Origin of the sequence: Methylophilus luteus (genome assembly GCF_042676265.1) — a bacterium.
Taxonomy (GTDB): Bacteria; Pseudomonadota; Gammaproteobacteria; order Burkholderiales; family Methylophilaceae; genus Methylophilus; species Methylophilus luteus.
In genome coordinates this window covers 643,847-659,783 of the sequence record NZ_JBHTKB010000001.1, presented here as the reverse complement: position 1 = coordinate 659,783, position 15,937 = coordinate 643,847, and the positions used below count along the sequence as shown (strand labels likewise).

Here is a 15,937-nt window from a genome sequence, read left to right as displayed (position 1 = left end):
ACATCCGCCATGAACATGGAAAAAGCAGGCAGCAACAAGCCCGGTCTTGCAAGAACCTTAGGCCTGGCTGTGGTTTTTATATGGTTCTTTGTTGGCGGCATCGCCCATTTTGTGTTCACTGACCTCGAAATGAAGATAGTACCGCCCTCACTACCTGAACCAAGGCTGCTGGTGCTGGTGAGCGGAGCATTCGAGCTGCTAGGTGCGCTAGGCATTTTATTCACCCCTACCCGGCGTATCGCTGGCTGGGGGCTGATATTGCTCACCATAGCAGTAACGCCTGCCAATATCTTCATGTGGCAAAACCCCCACCTGTTTCCAGAAGTCCCTTACTGGGCGCTCACCCTGCGCTTACCGCTACAGTTGGCGCTATTAGCCTGCATCTGGTGGTCTACAAAACCGCAGAAACGTCTATAGGGTAAGTCTGACCCAGTGTATCGTCACTGGCAATCGAAAGCGCGACCTTCACTTTCTCAAATGTGCATTAAAAAATGCGATGCTGCGTTGCCAGGCCAGTGCTGCCGCGGCTTCATCAAAGCGCGGTGTGGTGTCATTATTAAAGCCATGCTGGGTGCCTGGATAGATATGCGTTTCATAGGGGATCTTGGCTGCCTTTAAGGCCTGTTCATAAGGCGGCCAGCTGGCGTTCACCCTTTCGTCATTTTCGGCAAAATGGATCAACAGCGGCGACTTGATGTTGGGCACCAGCTCCAATGGTGGCGCACTGCCATAAAAAGGCACGGCAGCCCCCAGCTCAGGCAGGCGTGTCGCCAGCAGGTTTGAAATGCCGCCGCCATAGCAAAAACCGATCACGCCGACCTTACCATTCCCTTCAGGCAGCTGTTGCAGCCAGTGGAAAGCAGCGACAAAGTCCTCATGCGCTTTGGGCTGTTCCAGCTGTTTGAACAGCTCACGCGCTGCATCTTCATCGCCGGGGTAACCACCTAGCGGGAATAAAGCATCAGGCGCAAACACGATAAAGTTTTCCAGTGCGATGCGGCGCGCGATATCTTCAATATGCGGATTCAGACCACGGTTTTCGTGTATGACCAGCACCACCGGCAGCGTGCCTTTGATCTCGGCTGGCTTGACCAGGTAGCCTCTAGCCTTTCCATAGCCTTTGGGAGAAGCTATCTCCACATAATGCGATTGCAGCCTGACATCCTGGCTGGCAACTTTCTGCGCATGTGCGAATTTCGGGTTCAGTGCATCCAGCAACCCGACTGCGGTAAATGCACCGGCAAACCTGGTGGCTTTGGCTATGAATTCGCGTCTGTCAATATCGCCGTGCACCAGCTTGTCGAACAGGCGCAGCACTTCAGGGTGAAAATCGTTTGCTGTGTATTTGAGACTATTAGCCATTTGAATGCTCCATGATGTTGAAAGTGCCGCCTGCAGCAAACGCTTTGTCAGGCTTAGCTCCATGCCTGGATCGTCAATCACGCCTAGGGCGGATACAACGGAATGTGTATGCATAGACCACTGCAGTCAGCCATCGTTTTAATGATTGTTAAAGCATACAGCTGCCTGCCTGACTCATTGCGTTTGCGTCAAGGCAATAAAAAACCCTCATGAAGCAAGGTTTCATGAGGGCCGGGAACTATGATTTAATCTAGGCGACCGCGCGTAAATTACCCGCACCGGTCTTGCCGCGTACCAGTGGCAGGACTTCTTCACCCACGCGGTAAGCTTCTTCCAGGTGTGGCGTGCTGGCCAGGATAAAGGCATCCGTACCCAGTTGCACCAGTTCATCGAGCCTGGCGGCCACGTTTTCGTAGCTGCCGACGATGCCTAAGGTCTGGCCGCCGCGCAACAGGCTGAAACCGGTCCAGATGTTAGGTGCCAGAATAAAGTCTTTGTAGCTGTTGATGGTTTGCGGTCTCAGGCCGCGCTGGCGGCTGGCACCGACTGAATCACCGGCGTTTTGCGCTTTGTAGCGCTCCAGCACTTCGCGCGGGATATTATCAAAGCCACGGCTGACTTCACGCCAGGCTTCTTCTTCCGTTGGCCGGGCCACGATGTCTACCCGGATAGAGCACTTGATCTTGCGGCCTAGACCATCAGTACGTTCTTTGACGCGTGCGAATTTTTCTTTGATCTGCTCAAATGGTTCCAGCCAGGTCAGGTAGTAATCCGCATGTTTGGAAGCCGAAGCCAGCGCCGCGTCGGAAGAGCCTGAGAAGTAGATCTCGGGATATTCTTCTTTTGACAGCGGGTCTGGCAGGCCGGCATCTTCCACCTGGTAGAACTGGCCATTGTAAGAGAACGGGCCACCTGCCCAGATGCCTTTCAGCACATCGAGGAACTCAGTGGTACGGCCATAGCGGTCGTCGTGTTTGACCGGGTCACCCCACCACAATTGTGATGGGCCACCGCCACCGGTGATCACGTTATACAGCGCACGGCCACCTGTGGCACGTTGCAGGCTGGCGGTCATGCGCGCAGCTGTCACCGGGTTGAGAAAACCAGGCTGGAACGGGATCATAAAGCGGAAGTTCTTGGTCTCGCGCGCCAAAAAGGCTGAAATCACCCACGGCTCGTCGGTATTAGGGAAAGAAGGGATCAGCCCACCCTGAAAACCGGAGATCTCTGCGGCGCGCGCAATCTCTGCCAGGTAATCGATATAGGTGAAGCCATCATCGCCACCGCCGCTTAAACCGCTAAGGGTCTGGTTATCATTACCGGGGAACCAGTCGCCACGGAAAGGTGAACGGGCACGGTGTGATGTGGGTTCGCCGTGGGTTGGAATTCTCCAGAAAACATCTATTGTCATTTTATCTCCTCAATAATCCTAGGCAGCCTGCTTTTGTGCCGGATCGGTTAACTGTCGTACCAATGGCAACACATAGCTGCCCACGCGGTAGGCTTCTTCAAAATGCGGCACGGCGGCCAATACGAATTGCGTCACGCCCAGGTTGGCATAAGCGGCCAGTGCCACCGCCACTTCGTCATAACTGCCGATCAAAGAAGCCCTGGCACCGGTGAAGCTCTCGGCAAAACCTGGCCACAGCACGGCAGACTCATCTTCAGGGGTCGCGCCATCGGTCTGGCTGATAAAGCGTTTGGCATCAGCCAGCGCTTCTTCGCGTGTTTCACGCGCCAGTACATCGATGCGCAATGCGAATTCGGTGTCACCCGTGCCGGCTTGCCGGTATTGCGCGATCTGCTGCTCTATCTGCGAATGATCGGCGGCTTGCAACACATGCACATCGGCATGTTTGGCTGAAAGCGCCAGCTGTTCAGGCGCGTTGCCGCCCAGGTAAACGCGTGGCACATCACGCTTGGAGAGCGGACCCTGAAAGCCACCATCCTGCACCTCAAAAAAGCGGCCGACAAAGTTAAACGGGTAAGTGGTGAGTACGCCTTTGGCGACGGTGATGAATTCATCGATACGCGCCAGGATATCCTCTTTAGGCACAAAGTCGCCCAGCTGTTTACGCGTATGCTCGTCGCTGCTGCCTTCGGTAATGTGCCAGGCAAAGCGGCCACCGGTATAACGCTGAAAACTCACTGCATTTTTGGCGGCATAGACGGCAGAGCCACGCGAAGCATCAAACTGCGTCAGCAGGCGCAGGCGCTGTGTGCTTCTCGCGATATAACCGGCGACTATCCATGGCTCTTCGCCATCAGGATCATCCGGAATAAATACACCGGTAAAGCCAGAGATATCTGCCGCTTTGGTGACCTGGTGGATATAGTCGTAATAGTTGAATGCGTTTTTGCGCGGATCGGTCACGCCACTGCCGAATACCGGGTAATGCGGGTCAGAAGCTTCACCGCGACGCTGTTTGGTGGCATCGCCATAGCGTGCATCGCCAGAGGTAGGAAGCTGCCAATAAAATTGATTCGCCATTGTTTTCTCCTTCATGATGTCAACACAGATCTGTGCTTTTCAATTACGGGCTAAGGCTTACATTGCAGTTTCCGTGCCAACATCAACAGCAAGCTATCACTTGAAGACTATAAAATAACCCAATGTATTTAAAGGGATATTTTAAATATTAATTAGCGGAATAATGAATACGGCGACCCAGGTGTTGCCTGAGCAACAACAGCACCATCAAAGGTGTTGGTCAGGCAACTTTAGGCTGGGGGTGTGAACTGCAGCTACAGCGACTTACGTGCCACCACATAGGCATAATCGCCCTGCCCTATGCGGTAGCTCTCGGCCACCTGCGCAAAGGCACCGCTAGCGATATCCTGCTGCAGACGTTGCAAGCCGCTGGCTAGCTCTTTGCTGCTGCATAACTCACTGAAACTGGAGATATTGGCGCGCACTTCGGGGTCCAGGTATTGTTCTGGCCGCGCTTTGCCTGAATAGAGGAACAGGTCTGTCAGGCTATTGTTCACACAAAATGGCACGATGCGCTCAATCTCAAAACCTGCAGACTGTAATGCAGCCGTGACCCTGGCTTCGGTCGGCATCTGCGCGATGGCGCGCTTCATCATCTGCGGAAAGTAATGGCACAGCCAGTAGCCGCGCATTTGCTTGGGAAAAGCCGTAAACAACACAATGCGCCCTTGCCGCATGACGCGATAGGCTTCTCTGAAAGCCCTGTGCAGATTGGAAAAGTGATGGATAGACAGTGTGCACAGCACGCCATCAAAAAAAGCATTCTTGTACGGCAGCGCATTGACTGTGCCAAGTTGCCAGTACACGCTGGCATCCTGCGCATGCTTGTGCCAGGGACGTTGCACCCTGGCCTGCCGTATCATGGTTTCCGAGAGATCCACGCCATGCCAGGTGCCTGCCAGGGCGGCCAGCGCCAGCGTGTAATTGCCGCTGCCGCAGGCCAGGTCCAGGTAGTTGCCCTCTGCATGCACGGCCAGCAACTCCGCCAGTGTGGCGGTGATAGCCGCATCCGCACAACGCGTGCGGCTGTAGCTAGCGCCTATCTTGTCATAAAGCGGCTGCATGCTTGGTTCTGTGTTGATTGATCGCATTTTTTAAGGCTGCAGCCTGCGTTCTCGCTGCTTCGGCAAAATCGTGTTTGGCGCTGGCATACAAAATACTCCTCGAGGCACTGATGATAAGCCCGTTACCCTGTGCGGTTTGACCAGCCTGCACGATACTGGCGATATCCCCGCCCTGCGCCCCGGCACCAGGCACCAGAAAAGGCATATCGCCGACTATGCTGCGTACCCTGGCCACCTGCTGCGGCCAGGTCGCGCCCATCACCAGCAGGCAATTGTGATTAAAATTCCACTTTTCAGCCACCAGTCGCGCAATATATTCATACACTGGCTCGCCCTTCTGGCCAGATTGCTGCGCTTGGACCTCCTGCGCTTGTGCCTGCAGCTCGACCTCCTGCAATTGCGCCGCCCCGCTATTGGAGGTCTTGCACAGTATGATCACGCCCTTATCCTGATACTCCAGGAACGGCTGCACTGAATCAAAGCCCATATAGGGGTTCACTGTGACGGCATCCACCTGGTAACGGACAAAAGCCTCTCTGGCATACTGCACCGCCGTGCTACCGATGTCGCCGCGTTTGGCATCGAGGATGACCGGGATATGCGGATAAGTAGATTTAATATAGGTGATGGTTTGCTCCAGCTGCCGCTCAGCGCCAAGCGCAGAAAAATAAGCGATCTGCGGCTTGTAGGCACATACCAGATCGTGAGTGGCGTCGATGATAGCCCGGTTAAAACTGAAGATGCTGTCATTCCCTGACGCCACCGCCTGCGGAAAGCGCTCCAGGTCAGGGTCCAGGCCTATGCAAAGCAAAGAGTCGCTGCTTTGCCAGGCCGCCTGCAGTTGCTGGATAAAACTCATCACGGTTGACCTCTCTGCATCAGGTTTTCTTAAAATACAGCGGAAAGAAAGGGATGATAGCCACCCAGAGCCGGTCGCGCTCAGGAGTGAGATAAAAGCCGATAAAGGCCGCACGCCACGAGAATTCTATGCATTTAAACTTCATATAACCCCTTTCATAAGTTGCACCTCTAACACTTGCTTTAAAGCACTCACCCTGATGACACCCGCAGCCGCCAAACAATTAAATGCCAGCGGATAAAGGCCAGCCTGCAAGGCACCTTCAACATCTGCAACCGGGTCGTCGCCGACGAATATGGTTTCTGCAGCGTTAACCGCCAGTTGCTCAAGCGCTATATCGAAGATAGCGCGTTGCGGTTTACGAACCCCCACCTCTTCCGAAATGACAATCGCAGCCACTAACCTATCAAACCCCAGCGCCGTAATCACAGCCCGCTGCAGATCACTGCGGCCATTGCTCAAAATGCCCACCTTAATCTGGCGCGCTTTTAATGTTTCAAGCACATGCAGTGCATCCGCCATGGGCACGGCGAAGCCTGGGTAAAACCTAAGGTAGTCATCAACCAATTCATCAACTAAGTCATCTCCGCCAAGCTCCCGCTTAAACTCGAATTCTTTGCTAAGTTGGGCATAGACTTCTGTTTTCCATACCTTGCCGCTGGCATCCAATTCCAGAAAACGACTTGTAAACTTATCCAACTGATCAAGGTCACTGCCCAGACGCCTGAACTGATCCCTGGCGAATGCCGCAAGTCCTGAGGCGCGATCATGTAGCGTCCCGTCCAGGTCAAACAACACTGCGCGCATTACAAGGATCGCTTTTCTAATGCAGTTGCGGCATCATCAGGCTTTGCAACAAATGCCTGCTTGCTGTTGGGATCAAACCCGGCAGACTGATAAAAACGCAATATTTCTTCATCCTTGCGTCCGGTGAGCAGCATGGCTTTGTAACAACCCACCGACCACGCATAACTCAGCGCTGATTGCAGCATTGCATTGCCGTAGCCATGTTTGCGATGTGCAGCATGTGTCACCACATTTTCAACCACCGCATATGGGCGGCAGCCTCTGGTCAGGTTGGGAATGACGGCGATGGTGCAGCTGGCAACCAACTCATCATCAACAAAAACACCGAAACAACGGATGCGATCATTGGCCTGTATCTCGGCCCACACCGCTTCAACCTCAGTGGCAGATGGCATAGGCGTGTCGACAACATGCAAATGTTCGTACAAGCGCAATAGTGCCGGCAAATCATGCTGTGTTAGGTTTCTAAGATTCATGAGATCAGCTATCTAAAACATGACGGCCTTTGCGATGGTCATGGGACGACGCTAAATAAGGAGCAATATCTTTCAATACGCTTTTTTCTAGCATACCCACTGTCACCTCAACCCCCGCTGCTTTAAGGATTTCAACACCAGCGCCAGCGTTACGCGGGTCAGGATCAAGCGCAGACACCACAACCTGGCTGATCCCCCTGGCCACCAGCGCTTTAGCACAAGATGGCGTTCTGCCATGAAATGAACATGGCTCCAGCGTGACATAGGCAACAACGCCGGATAAATCGCCCTCTATTTGTGAAAGAGCCATCGCCTCAGCATGGTGTTGCCCTGGTGATTGCGTATATCCGCTGGCAATGACTTGTCCATCCTTGACCAAGACACAGCCTACAGGTGGGTTGGGCAAGCATTTCGGCAACGCTTTACGGCCTTCAAGCTGCGCCAGGCGCATAAAGTTTTTCGCCAGGGCAGGCATGCTGGCAAACTTTGAATTTGAACGCATGCTTACTTCCTGAGCCGTTTCAATCACTTTTTGCATCACTCGGAAAACGTGAAACTACCCTCTGCCACAAACTGCTCTATCGCTTTTCTCGGTGTGGGTTGCTCGCGTTCGTGAAAGTCTTCCGGCAGCACTGATTTATCCGCCTGTTTGCCAACAGCGATCAGTATCTCTACTTGGTAGCCTTCTGGCACACCAAGGGCTGCGGGGGCTGCGTCGCGGTTGAAGCCGCCTATGGCACGCGTGCGCCAGCCGGATTGATAGGCCTGGAAAGCCAGGCTGGCCCAGGCAGCGCCTGCATCCAGGGAATGGTTCTTTAATGGGGATGGCGCTGTTTCGCCCTGGCGTACATGGGTTTTCTTGGAGACCAGTGCGATCAGTACTGCGGCACGGTTGACCCAGCGCTGGTTGTTCTCATTGAGCAATGCAAACAGGGTATCCCAGTGTGCTGAGCCATTTTTGGCGTAGATAAAGCGCCACGGTTGCGAGTTGTTGGCAGAAGGTGCCCATCTTGCCGCTTCAAACAGGCTGCGCAAGGTGGTGTCATCTATGGCTTCGCCGGTGTAGGCGCGTGGTGACCAGCGGTCTATGAAAATCGGTTCTATGGTGTGTTGTGCATTTCTGCTTGTCGCTTGTGTCATTTCATTCTCCTGATGATTAATGAGTGGTTTGCGGATGTTGCCCGCTGGTGTTTTCCGGCTGGCTGGTACTATTCAGCGCACTGCCGGCATTGAGCTGATTACTCCAGCCTCCGCCTATGGCCCTGACCAGTGCTACGCTGGCTTGCAGTTGCCTGCCGTGGATGGCGATCAGGTTGCGCTGGTTATTGAGGGTGTTGGTCTGCCAGGTGATGACGTTGAGGTAATCCAGCGTGCCGGCTTTGTAGCGGTTGGTAGATTCCTGCAAGGCATCACTGGAGGCTTTGATCGCGGCCTGCTGGTATCCGGCCTGTTCGGACAGCAGGCTGATGGCGGCCAGCTGATCTTCGACCTCCTGAAAGGCAGTCAGCACGGTTTGCCGGTATTGGGCCACCGTGGCGTCGTAACCGGCGATGGCGGCATCGGTCTGCGCCTTGCGCAAGCCGCCATCAAACACATTGAGCGCGATCAGTGGCCCTATAGACCAGATGCGGCTGGGGGTGGAGATCAGGTTGCTGAAGGCGTTACTCTGGTAGCCGGCCCCGGCGGTCAGGTTTAGTGAGGGAAAGTAGGCGGTTTTGGCGATGCCTATCTCGGCGTTGGCTGCAGCGACCCGCCGCTCGGCGGCAGAAATATCCGGCCGCCTTTCCAGCAAGGCTGCAGGCAGGCTGACTGGCACGGCAGGCGGCGTCAGTTGCGTCTGCATATTGAAAGGGTTGGCGGCTATATTGAGTTCGGCTGGGGCTTTGCCTAGCAGCAAGGCGATCGCATGCTCGCTTTGCGCACGTTGCAGCCGCGTTTCAGCCGCGACTACCAGGGTATTTTTGTGCAGGGCGTCGGCCTGGTTGACGTCGGTTTTAGTCGCCACCCCGGCACGATAGCGGTTGAGAGTGACCTGTTTGGAACGGTCCAGCGCCTTAAGCGTGTCATCCAGCAACAGCAGTTGCGTATCCAGCACCCTTAACTGAAAGTATTCCTGTGCCAGGCTGGCGATCAGCGATAGCCTGCTGACCTCGATATCGGCTTTGCTGGCCTGCAACAGGGCGTCGCCGGATTCTATCTGTTTGCGGATGCGGCCCCAGATATCCGGCTCCCACGAGGCATTCAGGCTCAGGTTATAGGTTTCAATGATAGGGTCAGCGCCTATCCTGACCGCGTTGGTACTGCGTTTGGCGCGTGTGGCAGAGCCGTTGGCAGTCACCGTAGGCCACAGTGCCGAACGGTTGACCGACGAGGCAGCAGCCGCGCGGCGGAAATTGGCTTCAGCCAGCACCAGGTTCTGGTTGGCGTTGATGGCTTGCGTGACCAGGCTGTTCAGTTGCGCATCATGGTAGCTCTCCCACCAGGCCGTGCGTAGTTGCTCATCGCCAGGCTGGCCGGTTTTCCAGCCATTCACTGTATCGGCCTGCTTGAACGCCTGCGGAATGGCGACGGCAGGCTTTTCATATTCTGGCCACAGCGAGCATGCACCTAGCAGCAACAAGGGGATCAACGCGAGACGTTGTAGTGAATGATGCATATCAAGCCTGTTTTAAATGCGAATAAGAGTTGAGGTTAAAACGACGGATAAAGTAATGCCGCATGCGGTCCAGCGCCAGATAGACGGTGGGCGTGGTATATAGCGTCAGCAACTGGCTGAACACCAGCCCGCCGACCACAGCGATGCCCAGCGGCTGGCGTATCTCGGCACCATCGCCCGAGCCCAGCGCCAACGGCAAGGCGCCCAGCATGGCGGCCAGCGTGGTCATCAGGATAGGCCGGAAACGTAACAGGCAGGCCTGCCGGATAGACTCATAAGGCGAAAAGCCGGATTCGCGCTCCAGTTGCAAGGCGCAATCTATCATCATGATGGCATTCTTCATGACGATGCCGGTGAGCAGGATGACGCCTATCAGCGCGATGATGGAAAATTCGCTATCGCACACCATCAATGCCAGCAAAGCGCCTATGCCTGCCGAAGGCAAGGTGGAAAGGATGGTGAGCGGATGGATAAAGCTCTCATACAAGATACCGAGCACGATATACACGGTCAGCAATCCGGCCAGGATCAGCCAGGGCTGGCTATCCAGCGAAGCCTTGAACATTTTGGCCGCGCCGGAGAAAGTGCCATAGACATGATCAGGTGCGCCTATGCGCTGGAAAGCCTGCTCGATGGCGGCGGTGGCCTGCTCCAGTGCATAACCTTCTGCCACATTGAACGAGAGTGTGGCGGCCACGAACTGCCCCTGTTGATTGACCGCCAGCGGCGCGCTTTTCAGCTGCCAGCGGCTGATGGCAGATAATGGCACGCGGCTATTGTTGAGCCCGTTAAGATATATCTGATCCAGCGCCTGCGGCCCTTTGGTGAATTCCGGCGCCAGTGTCAGCACCACGTAATACTGGTTGAGCGGTTCGTAAATGGTCGAGATCAGGCGCTGGCTGAAGGCATTATTCAAGGTAGCATCCAGCTGCGCGGCGGTGATACCCAATTGCGCAGCCGCATGGCGGTCGACTTGCAGCTGCAGCTGCAAGCCCTGGGTCTGGAAATCGGTGTTGACATCGGTCAGCTCAGGCAGGCGATTCATGGCCCCGCGCAATTTGGGGGTGATCTTTTCCAGCGTGGCGATATCATCCGCCAGCAAAGTGTACTGAAACTGCGCCCCGCCCTGCCTGGCCCCTATGCTGAGCTCCTGTTGCGACATCACCATCAGCGACACACCAGGCACTTTCATTAATTTTGGCCGCAACCTGGCGACCACATCGGCAGCGGTGGCCTCACGTTCATCTGCGGGCCGCAGGCTGGCAAACATGGTGCCAGTATTGGTCTGCCCACCGCCAGCGCCGCCGGTGTACTCATAATAGGTCTTGATATCCGGGTCCTGGCTGACGATAGTCATCAGTTTATCTATGCGCTTGCGTATCTCGGCAAACGACAGGCTCTGGTCACCCTGAAAAGAACCTTGCAAGCGGCCGGTATCCTGTTGCGGGAAAAAACCTTTTGGGATGATGCGGTACAAATGCACATTAAACGCTATCACGCCCAGCAGCAGTATCAGCATCAGCCAGCCATGGCGCAGCGTCCAACCCAGGCTGCGCCTGTAGACTTTAAAAGGCAGGTCAGCCAGGCGGGCAAACCAGCCCGGCCTGGCATCACTGTTTTTCGCCGGATGTGCTTTGAGAAACCTGGCGCAAAGCATAGGCGTGGTGGTGAGTGACACCGCCAGCGAGATCAGCACCGCAACTGACAAAGTCACGGCGAACTCCCTGAACAGGCGGCCTAATATGCCATCCATAAACAGCAAGGGCACAAACACCGCCACCAGTGACAGGCTCATCGCCAGCACGGTAAAACCGACTTCACGCATGCCGCGGATAGCGGCATCCACCGGAGCTTCGCCTTTTTCCAGATGCTGTATGGTGTTTTCCACCACCACGATGGCGTCATCCACCACAAAGCTGGCAGAAATGATCAGCGCCATCAGCGAAAGGTTGTTCAGGCTGTAACCCAGCAGGTAGATCACTGCCAGCGTACCCAGCAATGACACCGGGATGGCGATGGTCGGGATCAGGGTCGCGCGCGCATTACGCAAAAAAACAAAAGTCACCAGTATCACCAGGGCGATGGAGATATACAGCGTGTGCTGCACCTCGGTGATAGATTTCCTCACCGTGGTACTTCTATCTATGATCACATCCAGGTCTATCGCACTGGGGATCAGCGTTTTCAGTTTGGGCAGCATGCCGTGTATGGCATCCACCGTTTCAATCACATTCGCTCCCGGCTGGCTGAGCACCACCAGCATGACGGTAGATTTGCCGTTGGCGGAGCCTGCATTGCGCAGTTCCTGCACTGAATCTCGCACCGTCGCCACATCGGATAACCGGATAGGCGACTGGCCGCGATAGGCGACGATCAGCTGCTGGTAATCCACCGCCCGTTTGGCTTGGTCGTTGACTTCGATCTGCCAGGCACGCGTAGCTGACTGGATCTGGCCTTTGGGCCGGTTCTGGTTGGCGGCGGCGATGGCCGTGCGCAGCTGTTCCAGGCTGACACCATACTGGTTCAGGGCATTAGGGTTCACCTCTACCCGCACCGAGCGCAAGGCGCTGCCATTGATGCTGACCTGCCCTACACCTTTGACCTGGGAGATCTTCTGGCCAAGGATAGAAAAGGCATAGTCATACAGCTGCTCTTTGGTATGCGTAGGCGAAGTCAGCGAGATCGCCAGTATAGGCGCCGCAGAGGCATTGATACGCCGGTAGCTGGGGTTGGAGGGGATATTGCGCGGCAACAAGGCACGGGCGGCATTGATCGCAGCCTGCACATCTCTGGCAGCACCATCGATATTGCGGTCCAGCTCGAATTGCAGATTGATACGCGTAGCACCCTGAGTGTTGGTCGAGGTCATTTCCTCTATGCCGGCGATGCGGCCAAAAGCGCGTTCCAGCGGCGTGGCCACAGTAGCGGCCATGGTCTCCGGGCTGGCCCCGGGCAAGTTGGCGGAGACGTTGATGGTCGGGTAATCGACCTGCGGCAAGGCGGCGCGAGGCAAGGCATTGAACGCCAGCACACCGGGCAAGGCGATCGCCAGTGTCAGCAACGAGGTGGCCACCGGGCGGCGGATAAATACAGTGAGCATACTCATGATTTTTCCAGCTGCGTAGCTACGGCAGGCGCCGGCTGCCCGCGTTTAAAGCGGCGTGCCAGGCGGTCAAAGCTCAGGTAGATCACCGGCGTGGTATACAGCGTCAGCACCTGGCTGAACAGCAAACCACCGACCATGACTATGCCCAGCGGCTGGCGTAACTCAGAGCCGGTGCCATGGCTGAACATCAGCGGCAAGGCACTCAGCAAGGCGGCAAAAGTGGTCATCAGGATAGGCCTGAAGCGTAACAGCGCCGCCTGGTAGATCGCCTGGGGCGCCTGGCTTTGATGCTGGCGCTCGGCGTCCAGCGCAAAATCTATCATCATGATGGCGTTCTTCTGCACTATGCCTATCAGCAGCACGATGCCGATAATGGCAATGATAGTCAGCGCATGGCCACTGATAAACAGCGCCAGCAAAGCGCCCACGCTGGCAGATGGCAAGGTGGAAAGTATGGTCAGCGGGTGCACATAACTCTCATACAGCACGCCCAGCACGATATACATGGTGATGATGGCGGCGATCACCAGCAGCAATTCGTTATCCAGCGCCGCCCTGAAAGCCAGTGCCGCGCCCTGAAAACCGATCTGCACGCTGGATGGCAACCCCAGCCGGGTGGTGGCTGATTCGATCGCCGTCACCGCCTCGCCCAGCGAAACACCATTGGCAACGTTAAAGTAAACCACAGCCGCCGGAAACTGGTCTTGCCGGTGCACCACCAGGCTGCCAGTACGCTCGCTGAGACTGGCGATCACAGACAGCGGGATAGCTTCACCAGCGGCATTGGTCACATATAATTGTTGCAGTGCGTGCACGCCGCCATCCGCATCACTGCTGGCTTCAAGCACCACCCGGTACTGGTTGGTCTGAGTGAAGATAGTGGAAATAAAACGCTGGCCAAAAGCGCTGTAGAGCACGTCATCTATGGCCGCCATGCTGATGCCTAGCCTGCTGGCGGCATCCCTGTCCACTTCTACATAGGCTTTGAGGCCGGCGCTCTTATCACTGCTGGAGACATCACTGAGTGCCGGTGATTTCTCCAGTGCCTCTACCAGCCTGGGGATAGTCTGCTGCAGGATATCCGCATCCAGGCTCACTGCGGTCAGCTGGTAGCTGGTGGGGCCGGTGCGGGTCTCTACCGTCAGGTCTTGCACCGGCTGCATGCTGATAGTGAAGCCCTGGTCATCAGGCACCTGTTGCTGCAAGCGCGCTATGATCTGCGGCACGCGCGCCTTGCGTTGCGCTATCGGCTTGAGTGCGATCAGCAGGCGGCTCTCATTCAGCGTCTTGTTGACGCCATCCACACCCACCACCGAAGAAACATTCGCCACATCCGGGTCCTGCATGATGCTGGCTACCATGGCATGGTGTTTTTCAGACACCTGGCGGAACGACCAGCTTTGTGGCGCTTCTATCACCGCCTGTATCAGCCCGTTATCCTGTGCCGGGAAAAATCCTTTCGGGATAGTCCACACCAGGAGGAAAGTCAGCAGCACCGTGACCAATGTAGCCGCCAGCGCCAGCGGCTGGTGAGCCAGCACCCAGCGCAGTGAACGGCCATAGGCATCGGTCAGCGCGTTAAAACGCTGTTCTATAGCAAATTGCCAGCCTTGGTTGCGACCGGGCTGCAGCGGTTTTAACAGACGGGCGCTCAGCATAGGCGTCAGCGTCAGTGACACTATGCCCGAGATCAGGATAGCGATCGCGAGCGTACTGGCGAATTCCCTGAACAGCCGCCCGACCACGTCCTGCATGAACAGCAGCGGGATCAGGACCGCGATCAGCGAAAACGTCAGCGAGATAATGGTAAAGCCTATCTCACGTGAGCCGACCAGCGCTGCCTGCATGGGGCTGGCGCCCTCTTCGATATGGCGCGAGATATTTTCTATCATGACGATGGCATCATCCACCACAAAGCCGGTGGCGATGGTCAGCGCCATCAGGGTTAGATTATTGACGCTGAACCCGGCAAAATACATCACCGTGAACGTACCCAGCAGTGACAAAGGCACGGCCAGGCTGGGGATCAGCGTGCCGGACAGCGTACGCAGGAACAGGAAGATCACCATGATCACCAGCCCTATCGCCAGCATGAGCTCGAACTGCACATCATGGATAGCGCTACGGATACTGGTAGTGCGGTCTGAAATCACCTCTATCTTGATATCAGATGCGATACTGGCCTGCAGATCCGGCAGCAGCGCCTGCACCCTGTCGACCACATCAATGACATTGGCCCCAGGCTGGCGCTGTATGCTGAGCAGTATCACCGGCCGCTGATTGACCCAGGCACCCAGATAAGAGTTCTCGACATCGTCAGTCACCTCAGCCACGTCACTCAGGCGTACCGGCGTGCCATTGCGCATGGCGATGATCTGCGTACGGTATTCGCTGGCCTTTTTCAGCTGGCTATTGGCATCCAGCGCGATAGACAGCAAACTGCCATCGATATTGCCTTTGGCCTGGTTGGAGTTAGAGGCGGCAATAGCCAGGCGCAAGGCTTCAAAGCTGATGCCATAGGCAGCCAGTGCCTGCGGATAGGCGCGCACACGCACTGCCGGGCGGTTGCCACCACTGACACTGACCAACCCTACCCCGCCGACCTGCGAGATCTTTTGTACCAAACGGGTCTCCACCAGGTCCTGCAGCTCCGGCAAGGCCAGCGTCTCATCACTGACCGCCAGGGTCAGCACCGCAGCATCGGCCGGGTTGACTTTATTGAACACCGGCGGCGCCGGCAGGTCGGCAGGCAGGTAGTTGTCGGCGGCATTGATAGAGGCCTGCACATACTGCTCGGCCTCATCCAGGCTCAGGTGCAGGGCGAACTGCAAGGTGATCACCGAAGCGCCAGCCGAGCTAGAAGAAAACATCTGGCTAAGGCCGGTCATGGAGCCGAACTGGCGTTCCAGCGGCGCGGTGACTGCCGTCGCCATCACATCCGGACTGGCGCCAGGATACAGGGTGACTACCTGTATGGTCGGGTAATCGACCTGCGGCAACGCCGATTGCGGCAGCAACCTGTAGGCCATCAGCCCGGACAGCAGAATGGCGAGCATCAACAGCAGGGTCGCTACCGGACGCTCTATGAATATGCGTGAGGGATTCATGGTTTATCC

General features: G+C 56.1%; 14 protein-coding genes. 1 reads left to right on the top strand and 13 read right to left on the bottom strand.

The features are described from left to right. Positions 1-9: 9 nt before the first annotated feature. Entirely contained in the window at positions 10-417 is a 408-nt protein-coding gene (locus tag ACFQ1Z_RS02895; RefSeq protein WP_379055465.1) for a DoxX family protein, read from the top strand. A gap of 48 nt (positions 418-465) precedes the next feature. Here the strand turns inward: ACFQ1Z_RS02895 and ACFQ1Z_RS02890 are convergent, their stop codons facing one another. From ACFQ1Z_RS02890 to ACFQ1Z_RS02830, 13 genes are all read right to left on the bottom strand, one after another. Then, a complete protein-coding gene (locus ACFQ1Z_RS02890; protein WP_379055463.1) occupies positions 466-1,362 on the bottom strand; it encodes a dienelactone hydrolase family protein in 897 nt (298 codons plus the stop codon). Positions 1,363-1,612: 250 nt separating this feature from the next. Further along, positions 1,613-2,773: an LLM class flavin-dependent oxidoreductase gene (locus tag ACFQ1Z_RS02885; RefSeq protein WP_379055461.1), complete on the bottom strand. Its 1,161-nt coding sequence runs from the start codon at positions 2,771-2,773 to the stop codon at positions 1,613-1,615. An 18-nt stretch (positions 2,774-2,791) separates the two neighbouring features. Continuing rightward, entirely contained in the window at positions 2,792-3,853 is a 1,062-nt protein-coding gene (locus tag ACFQ1Z_RS02880; RefSeq protein ID WP_379055459.1) for an LLM class flavin-dependent oxidoreductase, read from the bottom strand. Between the two features lie 254 nt (positions 3,854-4,107). Next, a complete protein-coding gene (locus ACFQ1Z_RS02875) occupies positions 4,108-4,917 on the bottom strand; it encodes a class I SAM-dependent methyltransferase (protein ID WP_379055457.1) in 810 nt (269 codons plus the stop codon). Next, entirely contained in the window at positions 4,901-5,776 is an 876-nt protein-coding gene (gene pyrF, locus ACFQ1Z_RS02870) for an orotidine-5'-phosphate decarboxylase (protein WP_379057155.1), read from the bottom strand. Before pyrF ends, ACFQ1Z_RS02875 begins: the two co-directional genes overlap by 17 nt. A 19-nt stretch (positions 5,777-5,795) precedes the next feature. Continuing rightward, positions 5,796-5,921 carry a hypothetical protein gene (locus ACFQ1Z_RS02865; RefSeq protein WP_379055455.1) on the bottom strand — a complete coding sequence of 42 codons (126 nt, stop codon included), beginning with the start codon at positions 5,919-5,921 and terminating at the stop codon, positions 5,796-5,798. Next, on the bottom strand, positions 5,918-6,583 hold the full coding sequence (locus tag ACFQ1Z_RS02860; protein ID WP_379055453.1) for an HAD family hydrolase: 666 nt from the start codon (positions 6,581-6,583) through the stop codon (positions 5,918-5,920). The genes ACFQ1Z_RS02865 and ACFQ1Z_RS02860 overlap by 4 nt, the downstream gene beginning before the upstream one ends. Next, positions 6,583-7,059 (bottom strand): GNAT family N-acetyltransferase, encoded by a 477-nt coding sequence (locus ACFQ1Z_RS02855; protein WP_379055451.1) that lies wholly within the window; start codon positions 7,057-7,059, stop codon positions 6,583-6,585. The genes ACFQ1Z_RS02860 and ACFQ1Z_RS02855 overlap by 1 nt, the downstream gene beginning before the upstream one ends. A gap of 4 nt (positions 7,060-7,063) precedes the next feature. After that, on the bottom strand, positions 7,064-7,597 hold the full coding sequence (locus tag ACFQ1Z_RS02850; protein WP_379055449.1) for a bifunctional diaminohydroxyphosphoribosylaminopyrimidine deaminase/5-amino-6-(5-phosphoribosylamino)uracil reductase RibD: 534 nt from the start codon (positions 7,595-7,597) through the stop codon (positions 7,064-7,066). Beyond that, positions 7,597-8,199 (bottom strand): nitroreductase family protein, encoded by a 603-nt coding sequence (locus ACFQ1Z_RS02845; RefSeq protein ID WP_379055447.1) that lies wholly within the window; start codon positions 8,197-8,199, stop codon positions 7,597-7,599. The genes ACFQ1Z_RS02850 and ACFQ1Z_RS02845 overlap by 1 nt, the downstream gene beginning before the upstream one ends. Before the next feature lie 16 nt (positions 8,200-8,215). After that, positions 8,216-9,715: an efflux transporter outer membrane subunit gene (locus ACFQ1Z_RS02840; protein ID WP_379055445.1), complete on the bottom strand. Its 1,500-nt coding sequence runs from the start codon at positions 9,713-9,715 to the stop codon at positions 8,216-8,218. A gap of 1 nt (position 9,716) precedes the next feature. Further along, complete coding sequence (locus ACFQ1Z_RS02835) at positions 9,717-12,821, bottom strand: efflux RND transporter permease subunit (protein WP_379055443.1); 3,105 nt, start codon at positions 12,819-12,821, stop codon at positions 9,717-9,719. Continuing rightward, positions 12,818-15,928, bottom strand: coding sequence for an efflux RND transporter permease subunit (locus ACFQ1Z_RS02830; RefSeq protein WP_379055441.1), 3,111 nt, complete (start codon positions 15,926-15,928; stop codon positions 12,818-12,820). Before ACFQ1Z_RS02830 ends, ACFQ1Z_RS02835 begins: the two co-directional genes overlap by 4 nt. Positions 15,929-15,937 lie beyond the last annotated feature (9 nt).

Bases quoted from the DNA above. Each gene is read 5' to 3' on its own strand.
- ACFQ1Z_RS02895 (WP_379055465.1), top strand. From the start codon at position 10: ATGAACATGGAAAAAGCAGGCAGCAACAAGCCCGGTCTTGCAAGAACC.
- ACFQ1Z_RS02890 (WP_379055463.1), bottom strand. From the start codon at position 1,362: ATGGCTAATAGTCTCAAATACACAGCAAACGATTTTCACCCTGAAGTG.
- ACFQ1Z_RS02885 (WP_379055461.1), bottom strand. From the start codon at position 2,773: ATGACAATAGATGTTTTCTGGAGAATTCCAACCCACGGCGAACCCACA.
- ACFQ1Z_RS02880 (WP_379055459.1), bottom strand. From the start codon at position 3,853: ATGGCGAATCAATTTTATTGGCAGCTTCCTACCTCTGGCGATGCACGC.
- ACFQ1Z_RS02875 (WP_379055457.1), bottom strand. From the start codon at position 4,917: ATGCAGCCGCTTTATGACAAGATAGGCGCTAGCTACAGCCGCACGCGT.
- pyrF (WP_379057155.1), bottom strand. From the start codon at position 5,776: ATGAGTTTTATCCAGCAACTGCAGGCGGCCTGGCAAAGCAGCGACTCT.
- ACFQ1Z_RS02865 (WP_379055455.1), bottom strand. From the start codon at position 5,921: ATGAAGTTTAAATGCATAGAATTCTCGTGGCGTGCGGCCTTTATCGGC.
- ACFQ1Z_RS02860 (WP_379055453.1), bottom strand. From the start codon at position 6,583: ATGCGCGCAGTGTTGTTTGACCTGGACGGGACGCTACATGATCGCGCC.
- ACFQ1Z_RS02855 (WP_379055451.1), bottom strand. From the start codon at position 7,059: ATGAATCTTAGAAACCTAACACAGCATGATTTGCCGGCACTATTGCGC.
- ACFQ1Z_RS02850 (WP_379055449.1), bottom strand. From the start codon at position 7,597: ATGCAAAAAGTGATTGAAACGGCTCAGGAAGTAAGCATGCGTTCAAAT.
- ACFQ1Z_RS02845 (WP_379055447.1), bottom strand. From the start codon at position 8,199: ATGACACAAGCGACAAGCAGAAATGCACAACACACCATAGAACCGATT.
- ACFQ1Z_RS02840 (WP_379055445.1), bottom strand. From the start codon at position 9,715: ATGCATCATTCACTACAACGTCTCGCGTTGATCCCCTTGTTGCTGCTA.
- ACFQ1Z_RS02835 (WP_379055443.1), bottom strand. From the start codon at position 12,821: ATGAGTATGCTCACTGTATTTATCCGCCGCCCGGTGGCCACCTCGTTG.
- ACFQ1Z_RS02830 (WP_379055441.1), bottom strand. From the start codon at position 15,928: ATGAATCCCTCACGCATATTCATAGAGCGTCCGGTAGCGACCCTGCTG.